This window comes from Rhodococcoides kyotonense (assembly GCF_900188125.1).
In the GTDB taxonomy this organism is placed as follows: domain Bacteria; phylum Actinomycetota; class Actinomycetes; order Mycobacteriales; family Mycobacteriaceae; genus Rhodococcoides; species Rhodococcoides kyotonense.
Map to the genome: position 1 here is coordinate 199,673 of NZ_FZOW01000011.1, position 22,836 is coordinate 222,508.

General features: G+C 65.1%; 22 protein-coding genes. 13 read left to right on the forward strand and 9 right to left on the reverse strand.

Going from position 1 to position 22,836, the window contains the following annotated elements:
- Positions 1–247: 247 nt before the first annotated feature.
- The gene (locus CHB96_RS19030; protein WP_089249083.1) at positions 248–1,879 is read right to left on the reverse strand and encodes an HNH endonuclease signature motif containing protein; all 1,632 of its coding nucleotides are present in this window, start codon (positions 1,877–1,879) and stop codon (positions 248–250) included.
- A 79-nt stretch (positions 1,880–1,958) separates the two neighbouring features.
- On the opposite strand from CHB96_RS19030, the gene CHB96_RS19035 reads away from it, so the two are divergent.
- Entirely contained in the window at positions 1,959–2,129 is a 171-nt protein-coding gene (locus tag CHB96_RS19035) for a DUF1737 domain-containing protein (protein WP_089249085.1), read from the forward strand.
- Positions 2,130–2,232: 103 nt separating this feature from the next.
- Here CHB96_RS19035 and CHB96_RS19040 read toward each other — a convergent pair whose 3' ends face one another.
- Both CHB96_RS19040 and ctaC read right to left on the reverse strand, forming a co-directional pair.
- Positions 2,233–2,649, reverse strand: a complete 417-nt coding sequence (locus tag CHB96_RS19040) for a cytochrome c oxidase subunit 4 (RefSeq protein ID WP_089249087.1) — start codon at positions 2,647–2,649, stop codon at positions 2,233–2,235.
- Positions 2,650–2,667: 18 nt separating this feature from the next.
- Positions 2,668–3,744, reverse strand: a complete 1,077-nt coding sequence (gene ctaC, locus CHB96_RS19045; protein WP_089249089.1) for an aa3-type cytochrome oxidase subunit II — start codon at positions 3,742–3,744, stop codon at positions 2,668–2,670.
- A gap of 225 nt (positions 3,745–3,969) precedes the next feature.
- Between ctaC and asnB the strand changes: the two genes are divergently transcribed.
- Positions 3,970–5,895 carry an asparagine synthase (glutamine-hydrolyzing) gene (asnB, locus tag CHB96_RS19050; protein WP_089249234.1) on the forward strand — a complete coding sequence of 642 codons (1,926 nt, stop codon included), beginning with the start codon at positions 3,970–3,972 and terminating at the stop codon, positions 5,893–5,895.
- Positions 5,896–5,974: 79 nt separating this feature from the next.
- On the opposite strand, the gene CHB96_RS19055 is transcribed toward asnB, so the two are convergent.
- The gene (locus CHB96_RS19055) at positions 5,975–6,949 is read right to left on the reverse strand and encodes a carbohydrate kinase family protein (protein ID WP_089249091.1); all 975 of its coding nucleotides are present in this window, start codon (positions 6,947–6,949) and stop codon (positions 5,975–5,977) included.
- Between the two features lie 147 nt (positions 6,950–7,096).
- Positions 7,097–7,447, reverse strand: coding sequence for a HesB/IscA family protein (locus CHB96_RS19060; protein ID WP_072802330.1), 351 nt, complete (start codon positions 7,445–7,447; stop codon positions 7,097–7,099).
- Between the two features lie 165 nt (positions 7,448–7,612).
- Here CHB96_RS19060 and CHB96_RS19065 point away from each other — a divergent pair, with 165 nt between their 5' ends.
- From CHB96_RS19065 to CHB96_RS19080, 4 genes are read left to right on the forward strand one after another with little or no spacing between them, the layout of a single operon-like run.
- The gene (locus CHB96_RS19065) at positions 7,613–8,272 is read left to right on the forward strand and encodes a DUF3043 domain-containing protein (protein WP_089249093.1); all 660 of its coding nucleotides are present in this window, start codon (positions 7,613–7,615) and stop codon (positions 8,270–8,272) included.
- A 3-nt stretch (positions 8,273–8,275) separates the two neighbouring features.
- Positions 8,276–8,842, forward strand: coding sequence for a bifunctional adenosylcobinamide kinase/adenosylcobinamide-phosphate guanylyltransferase (gene cobU, locus CHB96_RS19070; RefSeq protein WP_089249095.1), 567 nt, complete (start codon positions 8,276–8,278; stop codon positions 8,840–8,842).
- Positions 8,839–9,921, forward strand: a complete 1,083-nt coding sequence (gene cobT, locus CHB96_RS19075) for a nicotinate-nucleotide--dimethylbenzimidazole phosphoribosyltransferase (protein WP_089249097.1) — start codon at positions 8,839–8,841, stop codon at positions 9,919–9,921. Before cobU ends, cobT begins: the two co-directional genes overlap by 4 nt.
- Before the next feature lie 2 nt (positions 9,922–9,923).
- Positions 9,924–10,688, forward strand: a complete 765-nt coding sequence (locus CHB96_RS19080) for an adenosylcobinamide-GDP ribazoletransferase (RefSeq protein WP_089249099.1) — start codon at positions 9,924–9,926, stop codon at positions 10,686–10,688.
- A 12-nt stretch (positions 10,689–10,700) separates the two neighbouring features.
- Here CHB96_RS19080 and CHB96_RS19085 read toward each other — a convergent pair whose 3' ends face one another.
- Both CHB96_RS19085 and gcvT read right to left on the reverse strand, forming a co-directional pair.
- On the reverse strand, positions 10,701–11,804 hold the full coding sequence (locus tag CHB96_RS19085) for a branched-chain amino acid aminotransferase (protein WP_089249101.1): 1,104 nt from the start codon (positions 11,802–11,804) through the stop codon (positions 10,701–10,703).
- A 34-nt stretch (positions 11,805–11,838) separates the two neighbouring features.
- On the reverse strand, positions 11,839–12,936 hold the full coding sequence (gene gcvT, locus CHB96_RS19090; protein ID WP_089249103.1) for a glycine cleavage system aminomethyltransferase GcvT: 1,098 nt from the start codon (positions 12,934–12,936) through the stop codon (positions 11,839–11,841).
- An 81-nt stretch (positions 12,937–13,017) separates the two neighbouring features.
- Here gcvT and CHB96_RS19095 point away from each other — a divergent pair, with 81 nt between their 5' ends.
- Positions 13,018–14,535: a leucyl aminopeptidase gene (locus CHB96_RS19095; RefSeq protein ID WP_089249105.1), complete on the forward strand. Its 1,518-nt coding sequence runs from the start codon at positions 13,018–13,020 to the stop codon at positions 14,533–14,535.
- Positions 14,536–14,596: 61 nt separating this feature from the next.
- Here CHB96_RS19095 and CHB96_RS19100 read toward each other — a convergent pair whose 3' ends face one another.
- Complete coding sequence (locus CHB96_RS19100) at positions 14,597–14,929, reverse strand: oxidoreductase (RefSeq protein ID WP_089249107.1); 333 nt, start codon at positions 14,927–14,929, stop codon at positions 14,597–14,599.
- Positions 14,930–15,177: 248 nt separating this feature from the next.
- On the opposite strand from CHB96_RS19100, the gene sucB reads away from it, so the two are divergent.
- The 5 genes from sucB (at position 15,178) to CHB96_RS19125 (ending at position 20,590) form a co-directional block, all read left to right on the forward strand.
- A complete protein-coding gene (gene sucB, locus CHB96_RS19105) occupies positions 15,178–16,935 on the forward strand; it encodes a 2-oxoglutarate dehydrogenase, E2 component, dihydrolipoamide succinyltransferase (RefSeq protein ID WP_089249109.1) in 1,758 nt (585 codons plus the stop codon).
- A gap of 146 nt (positions 16,936–17,081) precedes the next feature.
- Positions 17,082–17,972, forward strand: coding sequence for a TIGR01777 family oxidoreductase (locus CHB96_RS19110; protein WP_089249111.1), 891 nt, complete (start codon positions 17,082–17,084; stop codon positions 17,970–17,972).
- Between the two features lie 21 nt (positions 17,973–17,993).
- A complete protein-coding gene (lipB, locus tag CHB96_RS19115; RefSeq protein ID WP_089249112.1) occupies positions 17,994–18,755 on the forward strand; it encodes a lipoyl(octanoyl) transferase LipB in 762 nt (253 codons plus the stop codon).
- 10 nt (positions 18,756–18,765) lie between these two features.
- The gene (gene lipA / locus CHB96_RS19120) at positions 18,766–19,779 is read left to right on the forward strand and encodes a lipoyl synthase (RefSeq protein WP_176444370.1); all 1,014 of its coding nucleotides are present in this window, start codon (positions 18,766–18,768) and stop codon (positions 19,777–19,779) included.
- A 55-nt stretch (positions 19,780–19,834) separates the two neighbouring features.
- Positions 19,835–20,590 carry a DUF4191 domain-containing protein gene (locus CHB96_RS19125; RefSeq protein ID WP_089249116.1) on the forward strand — a complete coding sequence of 252 codons (756 nt, stop codon included), beginning with the start codon at positions 19,835–19,837 and terminating at the stop codon, positions 20,588–20,590.
- 15 nt (positions 20,591–20,605) lie between these two features.
- Here CHB96_RS19125 and CHB96_RS19130 read toward each other — a convergent pair whose 3' ends face one another.
- Positions 20,606–21,076, reverse strand: coding sequence for an RDD family protein (locus CHB96_RS19130; RefSeq protein ID WP_089249118.1), 471 nt, complete (start codon positions 21,074–21,076; stop codon positions 20,606–20,608).
- Positions 21,077–21,297: 221 nt separating this feature from the next.
- Here CHB96_RS19130 and glnA point away from each other — a divergent pair, with 221 nt between their 5' ends.
- Positions 21,298–22,734 (forward strand): type I glutamate--ammonia ligase, encoded by a 1,437-nt coding sequence (gene glnA, locus CHB96_RS19135; protein WP_089249120.1) that lies wholly within the window; start codon positions 21,298–21,300, stop codon positions 22,732–22,734.
- Positions 22,735–22,836 lie beyond the last annotated feature (102 nt).

Genomic DNA, 22,836 nt, shown 5'->3' on the forward strand with positions numbered 1-22,836 from the left:
CGGTGGCTTCCGCGACACCACTCCCCTCCCCCAGTCACGCTCCCACCCGTCGACAGCACTGTGATGCCAACTGCGCCGTAATTCGAACAGCGCGTTGGCGCTGGACGCACGAACGAGCCCTGCATCGGTCGGCTCGTCCGATGCAGGGCTCGTTCGTGTAGTTGTCGATCAGCTGCAAGCGGTCATGCCGAGCAACTCTGTCCTGTAGGCCTGGTTCCCGTCGGCCTGGTTCCGGTGTGCCTGATTCCTATGGGCCGGTTCTACTTCGGGCACTCGGGCTGCTTCGGGGGCTGCGATTGGACGGCACGGGTCGTCGGAACGGATCGACGCTCGCGGGTGGGATGAACTCGGGGTGCCTGTCGGTGCCCATGACCACTTCCCAGTCCGAGTGGTGCAGCATTCGGTGGTGGTGACCGCACAGCAACACGAGGTTGTCGAGATCGGTTGCGCCACCGTCGATCCAATGCTTGATGTGGTGGGCATGCGTCCACGCCGGGGGCTGTGTGCATCCCGGGAACGCACACCCGTGATCGCGGGCGACCAATGCTCGACGCTGTTTTCGCGTCGCCGTCCGTTCGGTATTTCCGAGATTCAACGGCACGCGATTCTCGTCGAGAAACATCGGGGTGAGGATGCAATCGCACGACAGCCTGCGTGCGGTCGTGACGGTGACCGGCCCGGTCCACGGAACCCAGCCCACACCGGCGTCGGCGATCAGGTCGCGGTAGAAGGACGTGTCCCGCACTCGTTCGTTCGGCGCTTCCGACCCACTGCTGGCACCCATCTGCTCACCCCAGGCCGCCCAGTGATCGGCTTCGGTCCACGTATCGCCGAGAGACCACAGCTTCGCCTGGAGAGCCTCGGATCGAGTGGGGTCCCAGCCGCCCGTGATGTCCCAATCGGCGGGAGCATCACGGCCTGTCAGCGACGCGATCGCCTCCTCGGCGAGTAGCCGGTGCAGTGCGTTGTCCCAGGACGAGTTCCAGCAGTGCTCGTCGCCGGACCGCTCGTCGTCGCTGCCGCGTGTTTCGTCGTCTCGAGTTTCGTGGTTGCGGGTGCGGTGGATATCGGCGAGATGATCGGCGCGGATGTGCAGATTGATGTGCGGCTTCTCGCCGCCTTCGGACGGTCCGTTACCTGCTGCCAGATAGCGTTCGACGAGTTCGGTGAACCCATCGGCGCGGCGTTTCGCCGGCGTGCGCGGGTCCGGGGTGCCGTCTTGCGCCGGAACAGGTTTCGACAACGCGGATAATGCTGTGAGGAACTGCTCTCCGGTCGCAGCGTCGAGGTCCGCTTTGACGGCGACTCGGCCGTTCATCGTGGTCGAGGCGTGCAGGGTGTTGCGGTCGAGGTCTTCCGACGGCGGCGGGTCGTCGGAGTCGAAGATGTGCTCGAGCGTCTTGATGCCGGCCCTGACGACGTCACGGTTGGCGCGGGGACCCGTCGCGGCGGCGATCAGGGCGGCGAGTGCCGGTTCCATCGCCTCGTCGGGCATCTTCGCCGGAGGCTCCTCGCAGAAACCGAGGAGCATCACCGCGAGGTCGATGGGCATCGATCCGGTGTCGAACGCGTCGGACACCTGCTTGTGGTTCTTCAGTCCGCGGGCGAGGGCCAGGATGCGCCCGGCTGCGGTGTTGTCGAGCAACGTCGACGCCACCAGCCACGGCCGAACGTTCTTGAACCCGAGTACTTCGGCGGGGACTCGATCGTCGATCGCGCGCACCAGACGGATACGTTCGATCTCCAAGTCCTGGATCCGCTGCGACAACGCCACCGCATCCTGCAGTAGCTCCTTCTCGGATCTGCGCCACGACTCGTCCGACGAATCACCGGCAGAACCGCCAGTATTCGCGTCGATCATGTCAGCATCCCCGCCCATGCGCCAATTTTATCGAACATACGTTCGAACCACAACCTTAGCGTCGCATCGTAGCTACAGGGATCGATAAGGTCGAGCCATGAGCGACACCGAACGGCTGCGTTATCGCCTTCTTACCGGCCCCGACGACGCAGATTTCTGCCGTCGGGTGTCCGCGGCACTCGACGACGGTTATGTGCTGCACGGCGCACCGGCCGCCACATTCGACGGCGAGCGGGTCATCGTGGCGCAAGCGATCGTTCTCCCCTAAGAAAGCCACTCCAGCAGCAGGATTCACCCATATAAGCCGAAAACGCCTCGAGTGTCGATCCTGCAACCAGGATCGACACTCGAGGCGTGAATGTAGCGTTGTATCAGTGCTTCTCGGGTCCGACGTGGTACTCGAACACCAGGCCTGCGGCTGCCGACAGCACCAGCACGACGCCGAAGGCGATGAGCCACCACAGGAAGAACGCGAAGCCGATTGCCGTGACCGAGGCCGCGGCGGCGAGCACGATCGGCCAGAAGCTGCCCGGGCTGAAGAAGCCCAGGTCGCCCGCGCCGTCGCTGATCTCGGCGTCGTCGAAGTCCTCGGGACGAGTGTCGAGACGGCGGGCGACGAATCGGAAGTACGTGCCGATGATCAGCGTCAGGCCGACCGACAGCGCGATGGCCGTGACACCGGCCCACTCGACACCGGTACGCGAGAAACCGGTGAACAGGGCGTACACGATCCCGACCAGAAGAAAGAAGACAGTCAGGATCTCGAAGATCTTGGCTTCGATTTTCATATCAGCATTCTCTCTTGGTCAGTTGCCTTCGGCGACGGATTCGGACTTCACGGTGCGGTCCGTGTTGAACGGCGTGGTGCTTGTCGCGATCGGAGACTGGCCGATGGCTTCCAGTGCCTGTGCGTTGGTCAACGCCTCGCCACCTTCCGACAGCGGCTTGCGCAGGTCGATGTATTCCTGGAAGTCCGCCGGGGACACAGCGCGAACCTCGAAGTTCATCATCGCGTGGAACGTGCCGCACATTTCGGTGCAGCGGCCCACGAATGCGCCTTCGCGTTCGATCTCGGAGATCTGGAAGACGTTGTCCGAGTGGTTTTCCTTCGGGTTCGGCAGCACGTCGCGCTTGAACAGGAACTCGGGGACCCAGAAGCCGTGGATGACGTCCGAGGATGCGAGAACGAACTCGATGCGCTTACCGGTCGGCAGAACCAAAACGGGGATTTCCTCGCTGGTACCGACGGTCTCGATCTTGTTGTAGTTCAGGTAGGACAGGTCCTGGGGGCTCGCGCCGTGGATCGCTCCCGGTACGAACTCACCGTCTTCGCTGCCTTCGGCGCCCTCACCCGGAGTGGCTGCGGCCTCCGAGGCTGCCTGCTCTTCGAGGTCGATGCCGTCGTACTTGGCTTCGCCGTCCTTGAGGTCGACGCTCTGGTAGCCGAACTTCCAGTTCCACTGGTACGCCGTGACATCGACAGTCACGTCGGGATCAGGAGTCTTCTCGTCGACGTAGTTCTGCACGACGACCGTGAAGTAGAACAGAACTGCGATGATCACGAACGGTACTGCCGTGTACGCGAGTTCGAGGGGCACGTTGTATGCCGTCTGCCGCGGGAACTCGGGTGAGTCCTTCTTCTTACGGTGGAAGATGACCACCCAGAAGATCAGAGCCCACACGATGATGCCCATGATCAGGGCTGCCACCACGGACCACGTCCACAATTCGCGAATCGACTTACCCTGGGGCGTGACACCCACCGGGAATCCGAAGCGCAGGACATCGTTGTCGATGGAACAGCCCGACAACAGCAACGCGGCAACGCCGAGAAATGCTGTCAGCCCAGCTCGCCGAAGGATCCGACTCTGCGCCACGTTCACGCCTTCCTGATCGATCACCACTGAAGAATAAGGGCGCCCACATGCAGATGCCCTATGTACTACGCAGCGTAGACCAAAGGGGCGGCAAGGCCACTGTCGGGTCGTTACCTTGCGCGCGCCGTGTCTGCGGCATACTCGAACCCCGACGCCGCGACCGACGAGTAGATCAAGGCACCGGGCGCGGCGGAACCCTTTTCCGATCTACGAAACGAGGTAGTGGACGCTGTGTGTGGACTACTCGGTGTACTCACGTCGGCCGGCACGGACGCTGCGGGAGTGGACCTTGTCTCCTCCGCCATGCACTGTATGCGCCACCGCGGACCCGACGAACCAGGAACGTGGCACGACGACGACGTCATCTACGGGTTCAATCGTTTGTCGATCATCGACATCGAGCATTCTCATCAGCCTCTGCGCTGGGGACCTGCGGACAATCCGACGCGTTATGCCCTCACTTTCAACGGTGAGATCTACAACTACATCGAGCTTCGCGACGAACTCACGCGCGACCACGGTGCCGAGTTCTTCACCGAGGGCGACGGCGAGCCCATCGTCGCGGCGTTCCACTATTGGGGTGCCGACGCTGTCCGGCGGTTACGCGGAATGTTCGCGTTCGCCATATGGGACACCGAGACCCGTGAGTTGTTCCTCGCGCGTGACCCGTTCGGCATCAAACCGTTGTTCCTCGCCACCGGTTCCGGCGGAACTGCCTTCGGTAGCGAGAAGAAGAGTCTGCTGGAGCTGACCGACCTCGTCGGCATCGGCACCGAACTCGATCCGCGCGCGACCGAGCACTACACCGTCTTGCAGTACGTGCCCGAGCCGGAGACGCTGCACCGCGAGATCCGTCGACTCGAGTCGGGTTGCTACGCGACGCTCTCCCCCGGGACAGCCCCGAAGATCACCCGCTACTTCACGCCCAAGTTCCCGGTGAAGCCCTTCGCGGCCGGCTCCGAGGCAGCGCGATACAAGGAGATCGCGGAGGCGCTGGAAGATTCCGTCGCCAAGCACATGCGCGCCGACGTCACGGTCGGCTCGTTCCTGTCCGGCGGCATCGATTCGACCGCTATCGCCGCGTTGGCGATGCGGCACAACCCGAACCTGATCACGTTCACCACCGGGTTCGAGCGCGAGGGGTATTCCGAGGTCGACGTCGCCGCGGAGTCGGCCGCGGCCATCGGTGCGCGCCACGTCGTCAAGGTCGTCGGTCCCGAAGAGTTCGCAGCGTCGATTCCCGAGATCGTCTGGTACCTCGACGACCCGGTCGCCGATCCCGCGTTGGTGCCGCTGTACTTCGTCGCGAAGGAAGCACGCAAACACGTCAAGGTCGTACTGTCCGGCGAGGGCGCAGACGAACTCTTCGGCGGATACACCATCTACCGGGAACCGTTGTCGCTGAAGCCGTTCGACTATCTGCCCCAGGGGTTGCGTCGTGCAGCGGGCGCGCTGAGCGAGAGAATTCCCGACGGCACCCGCGGCAAGAGTCTCCTGCATCGGGGCTCGATGACGCTGGAGGAGCGCTACTACGGCAATGCCAGGAGCTTCGGCGACGCGCAACTACGGGCGGTGCTGCGTGATTTCCGTCCCGAATGGACGCACACCGACGTCACGGCTCCGATCTACGCGCAGTCCGAGGGCTGGGACCCCGTCGCGCGTATGCAGCACCTCGATCTGTTCACGTGGCTTCGCGGCGACATTCTGGTCAAGGCCGACAAGATCACGATGGCCAATTCACTGGAACTGCGCGTGCCGTTCCTCGATTCCGAGGTGTTCGCGGTTGCCGAGAAGCTCCCGCTGGATCAGAAGATCACCAAGGACACGACCAAGTACGCCCTGCGCCAAGCACTGGAGGGAATCGTCCCGGGCCATGTCCTGCACCGCGCCAAGCTCGGTTTCCCTGTGCCGCTGCGGCATTGGCTGCGCGGCACGGAACTGTTCGACTGGGCACATCAGCAGATCGCCGAATCCGAGACCGATCACATCCTGAACAAGGCCGCCATCACCGCGATGCTGAACGAGCACCGCGAAGGCAGGTCGGACCACAGCCGCCGACTCTGGACGGTGTTGATCTTCATGGTGTGGCACGGAATTTTCGTCGAGAAGCGCATCGTGCCGACGATCGCCGAACCGACCTACCCGGTCAGTCTCTGATTCTCACGATCCACCGAAACATCGATGGGCCGTCGCAACGCATGAAACGTTGCGGCGGCCCATCGATGCGTTACGAGCTTCAGCCCGGAAGCAGCGCGCCGATCTCCTCGGCGGCAGCCGATCCGTATGCGGCACCGAGGCGCTTCAGAGCGTCGTCGCGATCGAACGTCCACTCCTGCGTTCCCGTGGTCTCGAGCACCAGCACAGCGACGAGCGATCCCAGCTGGGCCGCACGCTCGACGGATGCGCCGGCGCGATGGGCGACGAGGAAGCCTGCCCGGAAGCCGTCGCCGACACCTGTCGGATCGACCTTGCTGGTCTCCGGGACGACCTCGACGTGCGTGCGGACGCCGTCGGCGGTGACTATCTCGACGCCCGACTTTCCGAGCGTGGTGACGCGTATGCCCACGAGCGACGCGATGTCGTCTTCCGACAGGCCCGTCTTCTGACGGAGAAGTCCCCACTCGTATTCGTTGGTGAACAGGTACGCCGCGCCGTCGACGAGCTCACGTGCTTGGTCACCGTTCAACCGGGCCAGCTGCTGCGACGGGTCGGCGGCGAACGGAATGCCTGCCTCGCGGCACTGCGTGGTGTGGGCGAGCATCGCGTCGGGATCGTTGGCGCCGATCAGCACGAGTTCGACGGTTCCGTCCGCTGCGACGTCGCCGATCGCGATCTCCCGCGCTTCGCTCATCGCACCGGGGTAGAACGACGCGATCTGTGCCATGTCGTCGTCGGTCGTGCAGACGAACCGCGCGGTGTGCGCGGTGGTGGACACCCGGACACCGGAGCAGTCGACACCGTTGGATTCGAGCCACGACCGGTATTCGCCGAAATCGGGCCCGACAGCCCCGACCAGGAGCGGAGAACCGCCCAGAACGCCGAGCGCGTAGGCGATGTTTCCGCCGACGCCACCCTTCCGGATCACCAGATCGTCGACGAGGAAGCTCAGCGAGATGTTCGAGAGTTGGTCTGCGACCAGCTGCTCGGCGAACTTGCCCGGGAATCGCATCAGGTGATCGGTCGCAATCGATCCCGATACCGCGAGTGTCACGTACTTGGGCCTTTCGGTCGTGTGCGATGCGGAGTCCACCCTACTCGGCGGTACCCCATATCTTGGGCGAAAACGTGCCTCGAACAGCACTGAAACCGGTACCCACCCTCAGGGTGAGTACCGGTTTCTGTTGCTCGGTGCTTCAGCTCAGTTGAACGAATCGCCGCAGGCACACGAGCCTGTTGCGTTCGGGTTGTCGATCGTGAAGCCCTGCTTCTCGATCGTGTCCACGAAGTCGATGGACGCACCCTCGACGTACGGAGCACTCATCCGGTCGACAGCCAGCGTGACTCCGTTGAAGTCCACTGCGAGGTCGCCGTCGAGGCTACGGTCGTCGAAGAAGAGCTGATAGCGCAGGCCTGCACAGCCACCGGGCTGGACGGCGATACGCAGCGCGAGGTCGTCGCGGCCTTCTTGATCCAGCAACGCCTTGGCCTTCGACGACGCTGCTTCTGTCATCGTGACCTTGTGCGTGATGGTGTCGTTCGAGACGGTCATGGGCTCTCCCTGTCAGTCGTACAAACCCGTGAACGTCTCAACCGTACTCCGCGCGCTTGTATTCCTCACACTCCACGTGTATTTCACGAGCATGATGTCGGGTCCTCGGCCCGCGGTGACGTGGCCGGTGTTCGCTCAACGCCGCCGAGCCGATAACCTGGGAGTGTGAAGTTGCTACGCCGCGGAAACTCTGACAATTCGGACGATCGCGATTCCCAGTCCGTCGAGTCCTCTGAATCCACCGAGGACTCGTCGTCGAACGCATCGCTCGGCAAGGGCCGCCCGACGCCCAAGCGGCGTGAGGCCGAGGCCCGCCGCCGGGGACCCGTGGCTCCCCCGCCGATGACGAGCAAGGAAGCGCGCGAACGCCGTAAGGCAAACCGCGGGTCCAAGGCCGATCGCAAAAAGGCGTCCGAGGAACGGCGGGCAGCGTCCGCCGATCGTCGCGAACGGATGCTGGCGGGCGAGGACAAGTACCTCCTTCCCCGCGACAAGGGCCCGGTTCGCGCCTACGTGCGCGACATCGTCGACGCCCGGCGCAATCTCGTCGGCCTGTTCATGCCGATGGCCTTGCTGCTGATCTTCGCGCTGTTCCTGAATCCCGCGGTTCAGGCGTACGTGACGCTCGCGATGTTCGTCATGATGCTGTTCATGGTCATCGAGGGCATCTTCCTGGGCCGCCTCGTGAACAACCGTGTCCGCGCGCGGTTCCCCGACACCGCCGACGGCGGATTCAAGCTCGGCTGGTATTCCTTCGTTCGTGCCTCGCAGATTCGCAAGATGCGAGCTCCGAAGCCTCGCGTCGATCGCGGCGCGGCTGTCTGACCTGTGACGCCGAGCCAGCGCATCCTCGTTCTCGGCGGCACACGGTCGGGAAAGTCGGCGTACGCGGAAGCTCTCGTCGACAGCTCATCGCCCGTTCGATACGTCGCGACCGGACGGCGTGATCCGTCCGACGCGGACTGGGAAGCCCGCATCGACGATCACCGCGCGCGACGGCCGGAGCAGTGGTCCACCGTCGAGGCCTCGGCGAACCTCGCGGAGGTCATCGGCGAGGAGTCCGGCAGCACCATCGTCGACGACCTGGGCACTTGGCTGACCCACACGTTCGACGACCTGAACGCCTGGGACAGCCCCCGCGGGACCGTCGGGCCGCGCGTCGACGCCGTCGTCGATGCCGTCGCAGCAGCCACCGGGCACCTGATTCTCGTCAGCCCCGAGGTGGGGATGAGCGTCGTCCCGGAGACTCGCGCCGGCCGACTGTTCCAGGACGAGATCGGCTCACTGAACTCGTCTCTCGCGGCAGTGTGCGACTCCGTCGTACTCGTCGTGGCGGGCCTCCCCCTCGTGTTGAAAAGTTCCGACACTCCACTTCCACGAAAGGGTCGGCAGTGACCGCGAATTCGGACCCCACCGAACTGTCGACGCCGTTGCGGCCGGTGTCTCCGCCGTCGGCGGACGCGCGCAAGGCCGCGTCGGAACGACAGCGAATCCTGACCAAGCCTGCAGGGAGCCTCGGCCGGATCGAAGAGATCGGCGAGTGGATTGCGGCATGCCAGGATGCCTGTCCCCCACAGCCTTTGACGCGCCCACGCGTCGTCGTGTTCGCCGGTGACCACGGCGTCACCGCTCACGGCGTGTCGGCCTACCCCGCCGAAGTGACCGGTCAGATGGTCGCGAACTTCCTGGCCGGCGGAGCGGCCGTCAACGCTCTGGCGGCGACCGCGGGCGCCACGGTTCGCGTCGTCGACATCTCGGTCGATTCCGATACCGATCCGTCCGTCAGCAACTACAAGGTACGACGCTCCAGCGGTTCGATCGACCGCGAGGACGCCCTCACCGAAGAGGAAGTTCGTGCTGCGATCGACGCGGGTCGGGCCATCGCCGACGAGGAGGTCGACAGTGGCGCGGACCTGCTCGTCGCAGGCGATATGGGAATCGGAAACACCACTCCCGCAACAGCTTTGATCGCAGCTTTGACCGACACCGAACCCGTCGCCGCGGTCGGGCGCGGCACCGGCGTCGACGACGCGGGATGGATGCGCAAGACCGCCGCGATTCGTGACGCGATGCGACGGGCGCGACCGGTCGTCAAGGATCCGGTGGCGCTTCTGCGGGTTGCGGGCGGCGCCGACATCGCCGCGATGGCAGGCTTCGTCGCGCAAGCAGCACATCGTCGCACGCCGGTGATTCTGGACGGCGTCGTCGTCACCGCGGCAGCGCTCGTCGCCGAGGAAGCCGCACGCGGCGCTCGTGAATGGTGGGTCGCCGGTCACCGTTCCACCGAACCCGCTCACTCGATCGCCCTGCGGCACTTGCGTATCGAGCCACTTCTCGAGTTGGACATGCGGCTCGGCGAAGGATCGGGCGCCCTCGTCGCGCTTCCCTTGATCCACGCGGCGATCGCGACGCTGTCGCAGATGTCGACGTTCGCCGACGCCGGAGTCAGCACCGAAGCCACTCCCGACCGCTGACCATGCGCGCGGCAATCGTCGGCCCTGCACTCGCACTGTCCTGGTTGACGGTTCTGCCCGTCCGGGGACCGCAGCAGGTCGATCGAGCCGCGGCAACCAAGGCCATCGCGTCGGCGCCGCTCGTCGGGCTTCTGTTGGGTTCGCTTGCGGCGCTGACACTGTGGGCCGCGGGCGCAGGTTCACTGAACGGAATTCTCGCAGGCTTTCTCGCGGTCGGACTGCTCGCGCTCGTCACTCGCGGCATGCACGTCGACGGTCTCGCCGACACCGTCGACGGATTGGGCTGCTACGGACCACCGGAACGCGCACGAGAAGTCATGCAGTCGGGTGGAGCGGGCCCGTTCGGCGTCGCCGCGATCGTCGTCGTATTCGCTGTGCAGGCAACGGGATTCGCGTCGCTGGCAGATCGGCATGCATGGTGGTCCATCGTGTTCGCCGCCGTCGTCGGACGCGTCTGTGTCGTCCTCGCATGCCGCCGAGGAGTCCCCGCCGCGTCCGAGCGCGGTTTCGGCGCTCTGGTGGCCGGGACGCAGCAGGCGTACGTCATCGCGATCTGGATGATCGCCGCGCTTGGCCTGTCGACCTTCCTCGTCGACGACCGGTGGTGGCAGGGCCCGATCGTCGTCGCCGCTGCGGCGATGTTCACCGAACTGGCCGTCCGTCATTGCTGCCGACGGTTCGGCGGACTCAGCGGCGACGTGCTGGGCGCCGTCGTAGAGGTGACGACGGCGATCACCGTCGTCGGCCTCCTGCTCGGCGGCCGATAGGACCGAAGCGACTCAGCGAAGCGTCGTCATCCACCCGTGGGTGTCGGCGAACGTTCCACGCTGAATGCCGGTGAGGGTGTCCCGCAGTGCAAGCGTGATCTCACCGGGCTCGCCGTCGGCGATCGTGAACTCCCCGTCGGCAGACTTCACGCTGCCGACCGGAGTGATGACAGCGGCCGTGCCACACGCGAAGACCTCGGTGATTTCACCTGACTCGGCCTTCTTCTGCCACTCCTCCGTCGAGATACGACGCTCCTCCACGGGAATTCCGGAGTCGGTCGCAAGTGCGAGCAACGAATCGCGCGTGATACCCGGAAGCAACGAGCCCGACAGCGACGGCGTGACCAGCCGCGCGTCCGAGCCGGAGCCGAAGACGAAGAACAGGTTCATGCCTCCCATCTCCTCGACGTAGCGGCGCTCGATGGCGTCGAGCCAGACGACCTGATCGCATCCCTGCTCGCTGGCCTGCGCCTGTGCGAGAAGCGATGCAGCGTAGTTGCCTGCGAACTTGGCCGCGCCCGTTCCGCCAGGAGCGGCGCGCACGTACTCGGTGGACAGCCAGACGCTGACCGGCTTGACCCCACGCGGGAAGTAGGCGCCCGCCGGAGACGCGATCAGCATGTATCGGTAGTCGTTCGCCGGACGCACACCGAGCCCGGCTTCGGTGGAGAACATGAACGGGCGCAGGTAGAGAGCGTCCTCGCCGCCGGCTTCCGGGACCCACGCGTGATCTGCGGCGAGTAGCTGTTCGATCGACCCGATGAACAGCTCGTCGGGTAGTTCCGGCATCGCGAGCCGACGAGCCGAGGACCGGAAGCGCTCGGCGTTCGCCGTGACACGGAACGACGCGAATTCACCGTTCGGCTGGCGGTAGACCTTCAGACCCTCGAAGATCGCCTGCCCGTAGTGCAGGACCATCGCCGCCGGATCCAACTCGATCGGCCCGTACGGGGTGATCGTGGCGTCGTGCCAGCCCTTGTCCGCGGTGTAGTCGACGATCGCCATGTGGTCGGTGAAGAACTTCCCGAACCCCGGCGCAGCAAGTACGGCCTCCCTGGCCTCCGACGGCGCGGGAGAGGGATGCTGCACACGGGTGAATTCGGGTAGGCCAGTCATGAGGACAAATCTTATCGAACGACCGTAACCCGGCTCACTTGGTGTTCGGCGTGACGAACGGTGGTGCCACGATCGCGCATTTCAACGCCCGCCCACGCACGTCGACCTCGACCTCGTCGCCGTCGGACACACCGGCCGCGGTGTCGACGAGCGCCAACGCGATTCCCACTCCGAGTGACGGCGAGAACGTGCCCGACGTCGTCGTGCCGATCGCCGAACCGTCGTGGCTCACCGTCAGCCCGGGTCGCAGGACGCCGCGTCCCAGTGCCTTGATGCCACGAATCGTTCGAGCCGGTCCAGCTGCTTTCTCGGCGGCGAGAGCGTCCTTGCCCCAGAACGCGTCCTTCTTCCAGCCGACGGCCCACCCGCACCGCGCCTCGACCGGCGAGATGTCGAGCGACAGCTCGTGTCCGTGCAGCGGGTACCCCATCTCCGTGCGCAGCGTGTCACGCGCGCCGAGCCCGGCAACCTGACCCCCGGCTGCGCGGACGGCGTCGACCAACGCGCGGAAGAGAGCGTCGGCGTCGGACCACGACGGGACCAGCTCGTATCCGTGCTCACCGGTGTATCCGGTGCGACACACGCGAACCGGGATCTCGCCCCACAGCGCGTCCTCGAACGCCATGTACTCCATGTCGACCGGCAGACCCAACTGCTCGACGACGCCTCGCGAACCCGGGCCCTGCACGGCCAGCACTCCGTACTCACGATGCTGATCCACCACCGTGATTCCCTCCGGCGCCTTCTCCGAGAGTGCGGCGACGACCGCAGCCGTATTGGCGGCATTGGGGATCAGGAAGACCTCGTCGGGGCCGACGAAGTAGGCGATCAGATCGTCGACGACTCCACCGGATTCGGTGCAGCACAACGTGTATTGCGCCTTGCCGGGTCCGACGCGGCCCAGATCGTTCGTCAGCGCCCTGTTGACGAAGTCGGCGGCACCCGGGCCGGACACCAGAGCCTTGCCGAGGTGGCTGACGTCGAACACGCCGACACTCTCGCGGACCGCCTTGTGCTCGGCGACCACACCGGCGTACGACACCGGCATCTCCCAGCCACCGAACGGAGCGAACGTCGCGCCGAGGTCGACATGGACATCGTGAACCGGGCCTCGCAGGAGTTCGTCGCTCATAGCGGCCAACGCTATCGGACGAGGTGCGATCACTACGATCGAGTGGACCGACAATCTCTTCCCACTCGTAGGAGCTGCTCAGTGCCTTCCTCCGCATCCCGGACTCTCGGACCCGACCTGGTTTTGGCCGGCCGCCTCGGCAAGAACGTCGACGTACTCGTCGTCGCGCTGAGTACAAGCGAGGACGGGCTGGAGCTCGTCATCACCGACGACATTTCCGACGACGCCGTTTCCTCCGGACTTCTCGACGCATTCGAGACGGTCGGCGCCACGGGTAAAGCAGACGAGCTGACGCGCATCCCCGCCCCGGCGGGATTGGCCGTCGGAAGCGTCCTCGCCGTCGGTCTCGGCAAGTCCGCCGACATCGACGACGAGCGGATTCGTCGATCGGCAGGAACGGCGGCCCGGGCGTTGGCAGGTACCACCACCGTCGCCACGACCCTCTCGTCGCTGGATCTGGGCGCAGCTGCCGAGGGTTTCTTCCTCGGGGCGTACAGCTTCACGGAGTTCAAGTCGTCGTTGTCCGCCCCCGGCCCGGACGCGGGCCCGCTCGGCCGCGTCGAACTGCTCGTCCCCAATGTCCGCGCACGAGAAGCGAAGGCCGAGCTCGCCCGGTCGATCGCCATCGCGGAATCCGTCGCGATCGCACGCGACTTCGTCAACACTCCCCCGAGCCACCTCTACCCTGAGGCGTTCGCGGCCCGCGCGAAGGAACTCGGCACCGACGTCGGACTGAAGGTCGAAATCCTCGACGACAAGGCGCTCGAAAAGGGTGGCTACGGCGGCATTCACGGCGTCGGCAAGGGGTCGTCGCGGTTGCCTCGTCTCGTGCGACTGACGCACGCGGGCGGCAAGCGAAAGTCCAAGAAGGTGGCACTCGTCGGCAAGGGCATCACGTTCGACACCGGCGGCATCTCGATCAAGCCCGCGGCAGGCATGGAGAACATGACGTCGGACATGGCCGGCGCTGCCGCCGTCATCGCGACCGTCATCCTCGCGGCGAAGGTCGGACTGGAACTCGACGTCGTCGCGACGGTTCCGATGGCCGAGAACATGCCGTCGGGCACAGCGCAGCGTCCCGGTGACGTGCTGACGCAGTACGGCGGCATCACCGTCGAGGTCATCAACACCGATGCCGAAGGCCGTCTCGTGCTCGCCGACGCCATCGTGCGCGCGTGCGAGGACGATCCCGACTACCTCATCGACACCGCGACGCTCACGGGCGCTCAGGTCGTCGCGCTCGGAAACCGCACTCCGGGTGTCATGGGCACCGACGAGTTCCGTGACCGTGTCGCGGAGATCTCACAGGCCGTCGGCGAGGACGGCTGGGCGATGCCGCTACCCAAGGAGATTCGCCGCGAGCTCGACTCCAAGGTGGCCGACCTCGCGAACGTGACCAACAACCGCGCGGGCGGCATGTTGGCCGCTGCGCTGTTCCTGAAGGAGTTCGTCGCCGAGGGCGTCGAGTGGGCGCACATCGATGTCGCAGGACCGGCGTACAACACCGGCGGCCCGTTCGGTTACGTCGGCAAGGGCGGCACCGGAGTTCCCGTGCGCACGATGTTCGCGGTACTGGAGGACATCGTCGAAAACGGCTAGCGCCCCGTGAGTGAAAATGTAGAGCCCGCTCTACATTTTCACTCACGACCCTCGGGTCGACTCACAAGCCTTCGGCCCGCTTGCGAAGAATCTTCTGCCGAGCGTCGTGGTCGCGCATGCGTTGTGGATACCCCGTCTTGCGAACGTCGTAGACGGGGATCTTCAGGTCCGGACCAAGCTTTCGGATGCTGCGCTCGTCGACGGCTCGACGGGTCCACTCCCCGTCTTTCGCGACGAGAACGACAGTGACAGGAGTCACTGTGGTCTTGGGTTCGACGAACGCCTCGACCCCCGTGCGCGCTGCCGTCCAGTCGGCGAGGTAGTCCGCGGCAGAGCTGTCTCCACCGCGTCTACCTCTGCCCCCGCGTCGTGAGAAACGGCCGAACAACCCCATCGGTGACTCCTTCGTGTGTGCGCCGAGACTGCGGTCGCGATCGTTCCGAACTTTGGTTACTCACCAGTTTGCCAGCGCAACAGCCGCCCTCGGGGAACACGCGATCGCCGAGGATGGAAGGATGGATTGTGAAGGTCGCAATTATCGCAAGTAACGTCCGCGACCCCAGCAACGCCAGCAGAATGGTCCACGACCACAAGTCGCCGGACCGAAAATACCCGCATACAACTGTCGAGGAGTCAACAGACATGGCCTTCTCCGTCCAGATGCCAGCTCTTGGTGAGAGCGTCACCGAGGGAACTGTCACGAGGTGGCTCAAGCAGGAGGGCGACACCGTCGAGGTCGACGAGCCGTTGCTCGAAGTATCGACGGACAAGGTCGATACCGAAATCCCGTCCCCCGTCGCTGGCGTTCTGACGAAGATCGTGGCCCAGGAAGACGACACCGTCGAGATCGGTGGTGAACTCGCGCAGATCGGTGAAGCAGGCGAGGCATCCGCACCCGCCGAGGAAGCCGCTCCCGCAGAGGAGCCGGCCGCCGCCGAGGAGCCGACGCCCGCTGCCGAGCCCGAGCCGCAGGCCGAGGAAGAGGTCCCCGCACCGGCTGCCAAGTCTGAGTCGACCGGATCCGGTACGCCTGTCAAGATGCCCGAGCTGGGCGAGTCCGTCACCGAGGGAACCGTCACCCGATGGCTCAAGGCCGTGGGCGACGAGGTCGCTGTCGACGAGCCGCTGCTCGAGGTGTCCACCGACAAGGTCGACACCGAGATCCCGTCCCCCGTTGCCGGCACGCTGCTGGAGATCAACGCCGAGGAAGACGACACCGTCGCCATCGGTGAGCAGCTGGCCGTGATCGGATCCGGCGCCCCCGCCGAGAAGGCACCGGAGCCGGAGAAGACGCCGGAACCCGAGAAGCCCGCTCCCGCACCCGAGCCCGTGAAGGAAGCTCCCAAGCAGGAAGCACCGAAGGCAGCCCCGAAGCAGGAGGCACCCAAGGAAGCTCCGAAGCAGGAAGCCCCCAAGCAGGACACCGCCAAGGCGGATGCGTCGGGTTCGACGCCGTACGTCACCCCGCTCGTCCGCAAGCTGGCCGCGGACAACGGCGTCGATCTGACGTCGGTCACGGGCACCGGCGTCGGTGGCCGTATCCGCAAGCAGGATGTTCTCGCCGCAGCCGAGGCCAAGAAGGCTCCTGCCGCTGCTCCCGCCGCAGCATCGGCCGCGCCTGCAGCATCGGCTCCGGCCGCTCCCGCCACCGCGGGTGTTCGCCCGGAACTTGCTCACCTGCGCGGAACCACGCAGAAGATCAACCGTATTCGCCAGATCACGGCGAAGAAGACGCGCGAATCGCTGCAGACCTCCGCACAGCTGACCCAGACCCACGAGGTCGACGTCACCAAGATCGCGGCACTGCGCACCCGCGCCAAGGCCACGTTCAAGGACAACGAGGGCGTCAACCTGACGTACCTGCCGTTCTTCGCCAAGGCCGTCGTCGAGGCACTGAAGGCGCACCCCAACGTCAACGCCAGCATCGACGAGGACAAGAAGGAGATCACGTACCACGCCGATGTCCACCTCGGCATCGCCGTGGACACCGATCAGGGTCTGCTCTCTCCCGTCATCCACAACGCGGGCGACCTGTCGCTCGCCGGTCTGGCACGGGCAATCGCGGACATCGCATCGCGGGCGCGCTCGGGCGGACTGAAGCCCGACGAGCTGTCCGGTGGCACCTTCACCATCACCAACATCGGTAGCCAGGGCGCCCTGTTCGACACCCCGATCCTGGTTCCGCCGCAGGCGGCCATGCTCGGCACCGGCGCGATCGTCAAGCGTCCGGTCGTCGTCAAGGACGACGCGGGCAACGAGTCCATCGGTGTTCGCTCGATGGTCTACCTGCCCCTGACGTACGACCACCGTCTCGTCGACGGCGCCGACGCAGGTCGCTTCCTGACCACGATCAAGCAGCGTCTGCAGGATGCTTCGTTCGAGGCCGATCTGGGTATCTAGAGCGGGATCCGGGCCGAAGTTTCTGTACTCTGACGTTACGGATACACGCTGGCCCGTCCTCGAGAAAACGGGGAATCGATCGACAGTCGGGGCACCATTCGCAGCGCGAGTGGTGCCCCGAAACTGCTTGGGAGGCAATCGAACTCATGCGCGTAGTCATTGCTGGTTCTTCGGGCCTGATCGGTACCGCTCTCGTCGCGTCGTTGCGCGGCAAAGGTCACGACGTCGCGCGTTTGGTCCGACGCGCGCCCGCCGGTCCCGATGAGTACCAGTGGGATCCCCCACACGGGTCGCTGGACGAACGGGCACTGCGCGGTACCGATGCCGTGGTGAACCTGTGCGGCGTCGGAATCGGCGACAAACGGTGGTCGGGGTCGTACAAGCAGGCGATCCGCGACAGCAGGATCACTCCGACCGAAGTACTCGCCGACGCGTGTGCGGCCCAGTCGGTCCCGACGCTGATCAACGCCAGCGGCGTCAATTTCTACGGCGACACCGGCGACCGCGTCGTCGACGAGTCCGCTCCCGTCGGCTCCGGCTTCCTGGCCGAGGTGTGCCGCGACTGGGAAAACGCGACGTCGGCGGCCTCCTCCGCGGGGGTGCGCACCATCACTCTGCGCAGCGGCGTCGTCCTGTCGCAGCGCGGCGGAATGCTGGACAAACTCCGCCCGTTGTATCTCCTCGCCCTCGGCGGGCGTCTCGGCAGTGGCCGACAGTACTTCCCTTGGATTTCGCTCGACGACGAGATCGGCGCGATCGTGCACGGCATCGAGCACGACGCCGTGTCGGGTCCGGTCAACATGGTCGGACCCGCGCCGGTGACGAATGCTCAGTTCAACAGCGCGATGTCTCGTGCGGTTCATCGGCCGGCCCCGTGGATCGTTCCCGGGATCGTGCTTCGCGCCGGGATCGGCGAGTTCGCCCAGGAGGCGATATTGACCGGCCCTAGGGCCATCCCGACGGTTCTCGAGGACACCGGTTACGTTTTCGCGCACAACACGGTCGGCGAGGCGCTGCGGGCCGCAGTCGGTCGTTGACGGGGGCGTAATCTCGGCGCCATGAGCACCGCACGGTCAGCACGAGAGAGTTCGGATTCGATCGACGTCCAGGACATCGGACGGACCGAGTACATCGACGCGTGGGACCGTCAACGCGAACTCGCCGACATGCGCGCCGATGCATGCGGTCGTGACACCCTCCTGCTTCTGGAGCACCCCTCCGTCTACACGGCGGGGCGTCGAACATCACCCGAAGACCGCCCGCAGGACGGAACGCCGGTCATCGAGGTGGACCGCGGTGGCAAGATCACGTGGCACGGCCCCGGGCAGCTGGTCGGATACCCGATCGTCAAACTGGCACAACCGATCGACGTCGTCGCCTACGTCCGCCGTATCGAGGAAGCCCTCATCACGGTCTGCACGGATCTGGGCGTGCCGTGCGGCCGCGTCGACGGTCGATCCGGTGTGTGGCTGTCGTCGACGCAGCGCGACGGCGTGTGGCTTCCGGAACGGAAGATCGCCGCGATCGGAGTGCGCGTTCAACGCGGGGTGACGCTGCACGGCTTCTCGCTGAACTGCAACTCCACGATGGCCGGTTTCGACGCGATCGTGCCGTGCGGAATCGCCGACGCCGGTGTCACGTCGCTGTCGAACGAGCTGGGACGCGACGTGACCATCGCCGACGTGACTCCTGCCGTCACCGCTGCCGTCGTCGCCGCGCTGGACGGCGACCTTCCTGTCTCCGACCACCCCGTCCCCCGTCCGGAACCCGTCGCAGCTTCCGGTAACCCGCAATTCACGACGCTGAAGTTCGGCGCGTAGCATCGATTTCGTGACTGTGGCCCCAGAAGGACGCAAACTGCTCCGCCTCGAGATCCGAAACGCGGAGACCCCGATCGAACGCAAGCCCAACTGGATCAAGACCCGCGCGAAGATGGGTCCGGAGTATTCGGAGCTCAAGGGCCTGGTCAAGCGCGAAGGCTTGCACACGGTCTGCGAGGAAGCCGGCTGCCCCAACATCTACGAATGCTGGGAAGACCGCGAGGCGACGTTCCTCATCGGCGGCGAGCAGTGCACCCGACGTTGCGATTTCTGCCAGATCGACACAGGCAAGCCCGACGCGCTCGATCGCGACGAGCCACGCCGTGTCGCCGAGAGCGTCCAGGCCATGGGCCTGCGCTACTCCACGATCACCGGCGTCGCCCGCGACGACCTGGACGACGGCGGCGCGTGGCTGTACGCCGAAACCGTGCGCTACATCAAGAAGCTCAACCCCAACACCGGCGTCGAGCTTCTCATCCCCGACTTCAACGCCAAGCCCGATCAGCTCGCCGAGGTCTTCTCCTCGCGCCCGGAGGTGCTCGCGCACAACGTAGAGACGGTCCCTCGCATCTTCAAGCGGATCCGTCCTGCATTCCGCTACCAGCGGTCCATGGACGTCATCACCGCAGCACGCGACGACGGCCTGGTCACCAAGTCCAACCTCATCCTCGGCATGGGCGAGACCCCCGAGGAAGTGCAGGAAGCCATCCGCGATCTCCACGAGGCAGGCTGCGACATCCTGACCATCACGCAGTACCTGCGCCCGTCGCCGCGGCACCACCCGGTCGAGCGGTGGGTCAAGCCCGAGGAGTTCGTCGAGCACTCCGAGTACGCCACCGAGATCGGCTTCGCCGGTGTCATGGCAGGACCGTTGGTCCGCTCCTCCTACCGCGCGGGACGCCTCTACGCACAGGCCATGGCACACCACGGGCGCGAACTCCCCGAGAGCATGAGCCACCTCGCCGAGGGCGGCGACGCATCCCAGGAAGCCAGCTCTCTGATGGCCCGTCTGGCCGCACGCTGATTCACTAGCCGCCGCGGTGACAGTAGTTGCCGCGGCGGGACGTATCCTGTGAAGCATGGCGAACGGCAGTAAAGCGGGCAAAGCAGGTAAGCCCAGCAAGGAAGCAAAGGCGGCAGCGAAAGCTGCCCGCAAGCAGGCATCGAAGGAACGCCGCAGTCAGCTGTGGCAGGCATTCCAGATGCAGCGGAAGGACGACAAACTCCTTCTCCCGCTGATGATCGGTGCGGTCGTCGGTATCACCGTCGTCGCATTCCTGATCGGTCTGATCTTCGGGATCGAATGGTTCCTTCTGCCGTTCGGACTTCTGATCGGCGTCCTGGTCGCATTCATCATCTTCGGACGTCGCGTCCAGAAGTCGGTGTACACCAAGGCCGACGGTCAGGCAGGCGCGGCGGCGTGGGCGCTCGACAACCTGCGCGGATCCTGGCGCGTCACCAATGCGATCGCCGGAACCACGCAGCTCGACGCAGTGCACCGCGTCATCGGCAAGCCCGGAGTCATCCTGGTTGCCGAGGGTGCGCCGCAGCGCGTCAAATCGCTTCTCGCGCAAGAGAAGAAGAAGACCGCACGGCTCGTCGGCGACACTCCGATCTACGACATCGTGGTCGGCAACGGCGACAACCAGATTCCGCTGTCGGGCTTGCAGAAGTACCTGACCAAGTTGCCGAACAACATCGACAGCAAGCGGATGGACACCATCGAGTCACGTCTGTCCGCATTGGGCACCAAGGGCGGACCCGCGATGCCGAAGGGTCCGATCCCCGGCGGCGCGAAGATGAAGGGCGTTCAGCGCACCATCAAGCGTCGCTGATCTTCCGCTGAACCGTCAGCGCACCCGCAGCATTGCGGTGCCCGTCGCCCGGTCGTGCATACCGCGACCGTCGTGGTCCGAGATCACGGCCGGGAAGACGAAGACGATGAAGAACGTGCGCACGAGCGCACGGACGAAACCGACCTTGGCGGCCGCGTCGACTCGGGCGACCTGTATGCCCGCGACGATCTGCCCCGGTGTGAACGAGAAGATCGTGACGGCGGCGACGCCCACGACGAACCACACGAGCAAGGTGACGGTCGACAGAGACTGCTGCCACCCGGTGACACTCAGCAGCAATGCACCGATTCCCATCGACATCAACCAGTCGACCAGCAGTGCCGCACTGCGACGACCGAGGCCGGCGACGGCCCCAGGACCGTCCGACGGCAACCCGAGCTTCTCGCCGGGAAAATTCTGTTCGGTCCCGTCGTCGTCCATCGCCGCGTTCGGACCGGACAACCAGGAGCCTGTCATTCGTGCCATGGCTACCAGGATAGGCTCCGACCCTGACGTCGGAATAATTCGTCACCGTACTGTTGGGAGGGCGTCGCGCTCCCGCGATCGGTGCGGAGATCGCATCCGACGCTACCGCGAAGCGTGAATTCAGCACGCGACGTGTAACACGGGCGAAACATAGCCTTGACTGGCGGGCAACACGAGGTCCATAACGTGCTGGTCGACGGAAACGACAAAGGAGTAACAGCGTGGCGTTCACCACGGCCGAAGAGGTCATCAAGTTCATCGCCGACGAGAATATCGAGTACGTGGACATCCGATTCACGGATCTTCCCGGTGTGCAGCAGCACTTCTCGATCCCGGCGTCTGCGTTCAACCAGGATGTCTTCGACGACGGCCTCGCGTTCGACGGCTCGTCCGTCCGCGGCTTCCAGTCCATCCACGAGTCGGACATGCTCCTCCTCCCCGATGTGACGACTGCGCAGGTGGACCCGTTCCGCGCCGCGAAGACGCTCAACGTCAACTTCTTCGTGCACGATCCCTTCACTCGCGAGTCCTACAGCCGCGACCCCCGCAATGTCGCGCGTAAGGCCGAGGAGTACTTGATCTCCACCGGTATCGCCGACACCGCGTTCTTCGGTGCCGAGGCCGAGTTCTACATCTTCGACTCGATTCGTTACGACTCCGCCATGAACGGCGCGTTCTACGAGATCGATTCGGTGTCCGCTTCCTGGAACACCGGCGTCGAGACCAACGCCGACGGCAGCCCCAACCTGGGCTACAAGGTTCGCCCCAAGGGCGGATACTTCCCCGTCGCACCGTATGACCACTACGTCGACCTCCGCGACGAGATCTCGACCAACCTGCAGAACGCAGGCTTCGAGCTCGAGCGCGGCCACCACGAGGTCGGCACCGCCGGTCAGGCCGAGATCAACTACAAGTTCAACACGCTGCTCGCAGCCGCCGACGACCTGCAGCTGTTCAAGTACATCGTGAAGAACACCGCATGGCAGCACGGCAAGTCGGCCACCTTCATGCCGAAGCCGCTCTTCGGTGACAACGGCTCGGGCATGCACGTCCACCAGTCGCTGTGGAAGGACGGCAAGCCGCTGTTCCACGATGAGGCCGGATACGCCGGACTGTCGGATCTCGCTCGCCACTACATCGGCGGCATCCTGCACCACGCACCGTCGCTGCTGGCGTTCACCAACCCGACGGTCAACTCCTACCACCGTCTGGTGCCGGGCTACGAGGCTCCCATCAACCTCGTCTACAGCCAGCGCAACCGCTCCGCTGCCGTGCGTATCCCGATCACGGGCAACAACCCGAAGGCCAAGCGCCTCGAGTTCCGCGCACCGGACAGCTCGGGCAACCCGTACCTGAACTTCGCCGCCCAGATGATGGCCGGCCTGGACGGAATCAAGAACAAGATCGAGCCGCAGGCTCCGGTCGACAAGGACCTCTACGAGTTGCCGCCCGAGGAGGCCAAGAACATTCCTCAGGCTCCGACGTCGCTCAGCACCGTCATCGATCGCCTCGAGGCCGACCACGAGTACCTCACCGAGGGTGGCGTGTTCACGACCGACCTGATCGAGACCTGGATCTCGCTCAAGCGCGAGCAAGAGATCGCCCCGGTCAACCTGCGTCCGCACCCGTACGAGTTCCAGCTGTACTACGACGTGTAATCACACACCGTCACCGCTTCACCGGAACCACCCGTATCGCCGAATCTCGGCGGTGCGGGTGGTTTTTTCGTGCACTCGGGTAACGACTTGGCGAAAACCGGT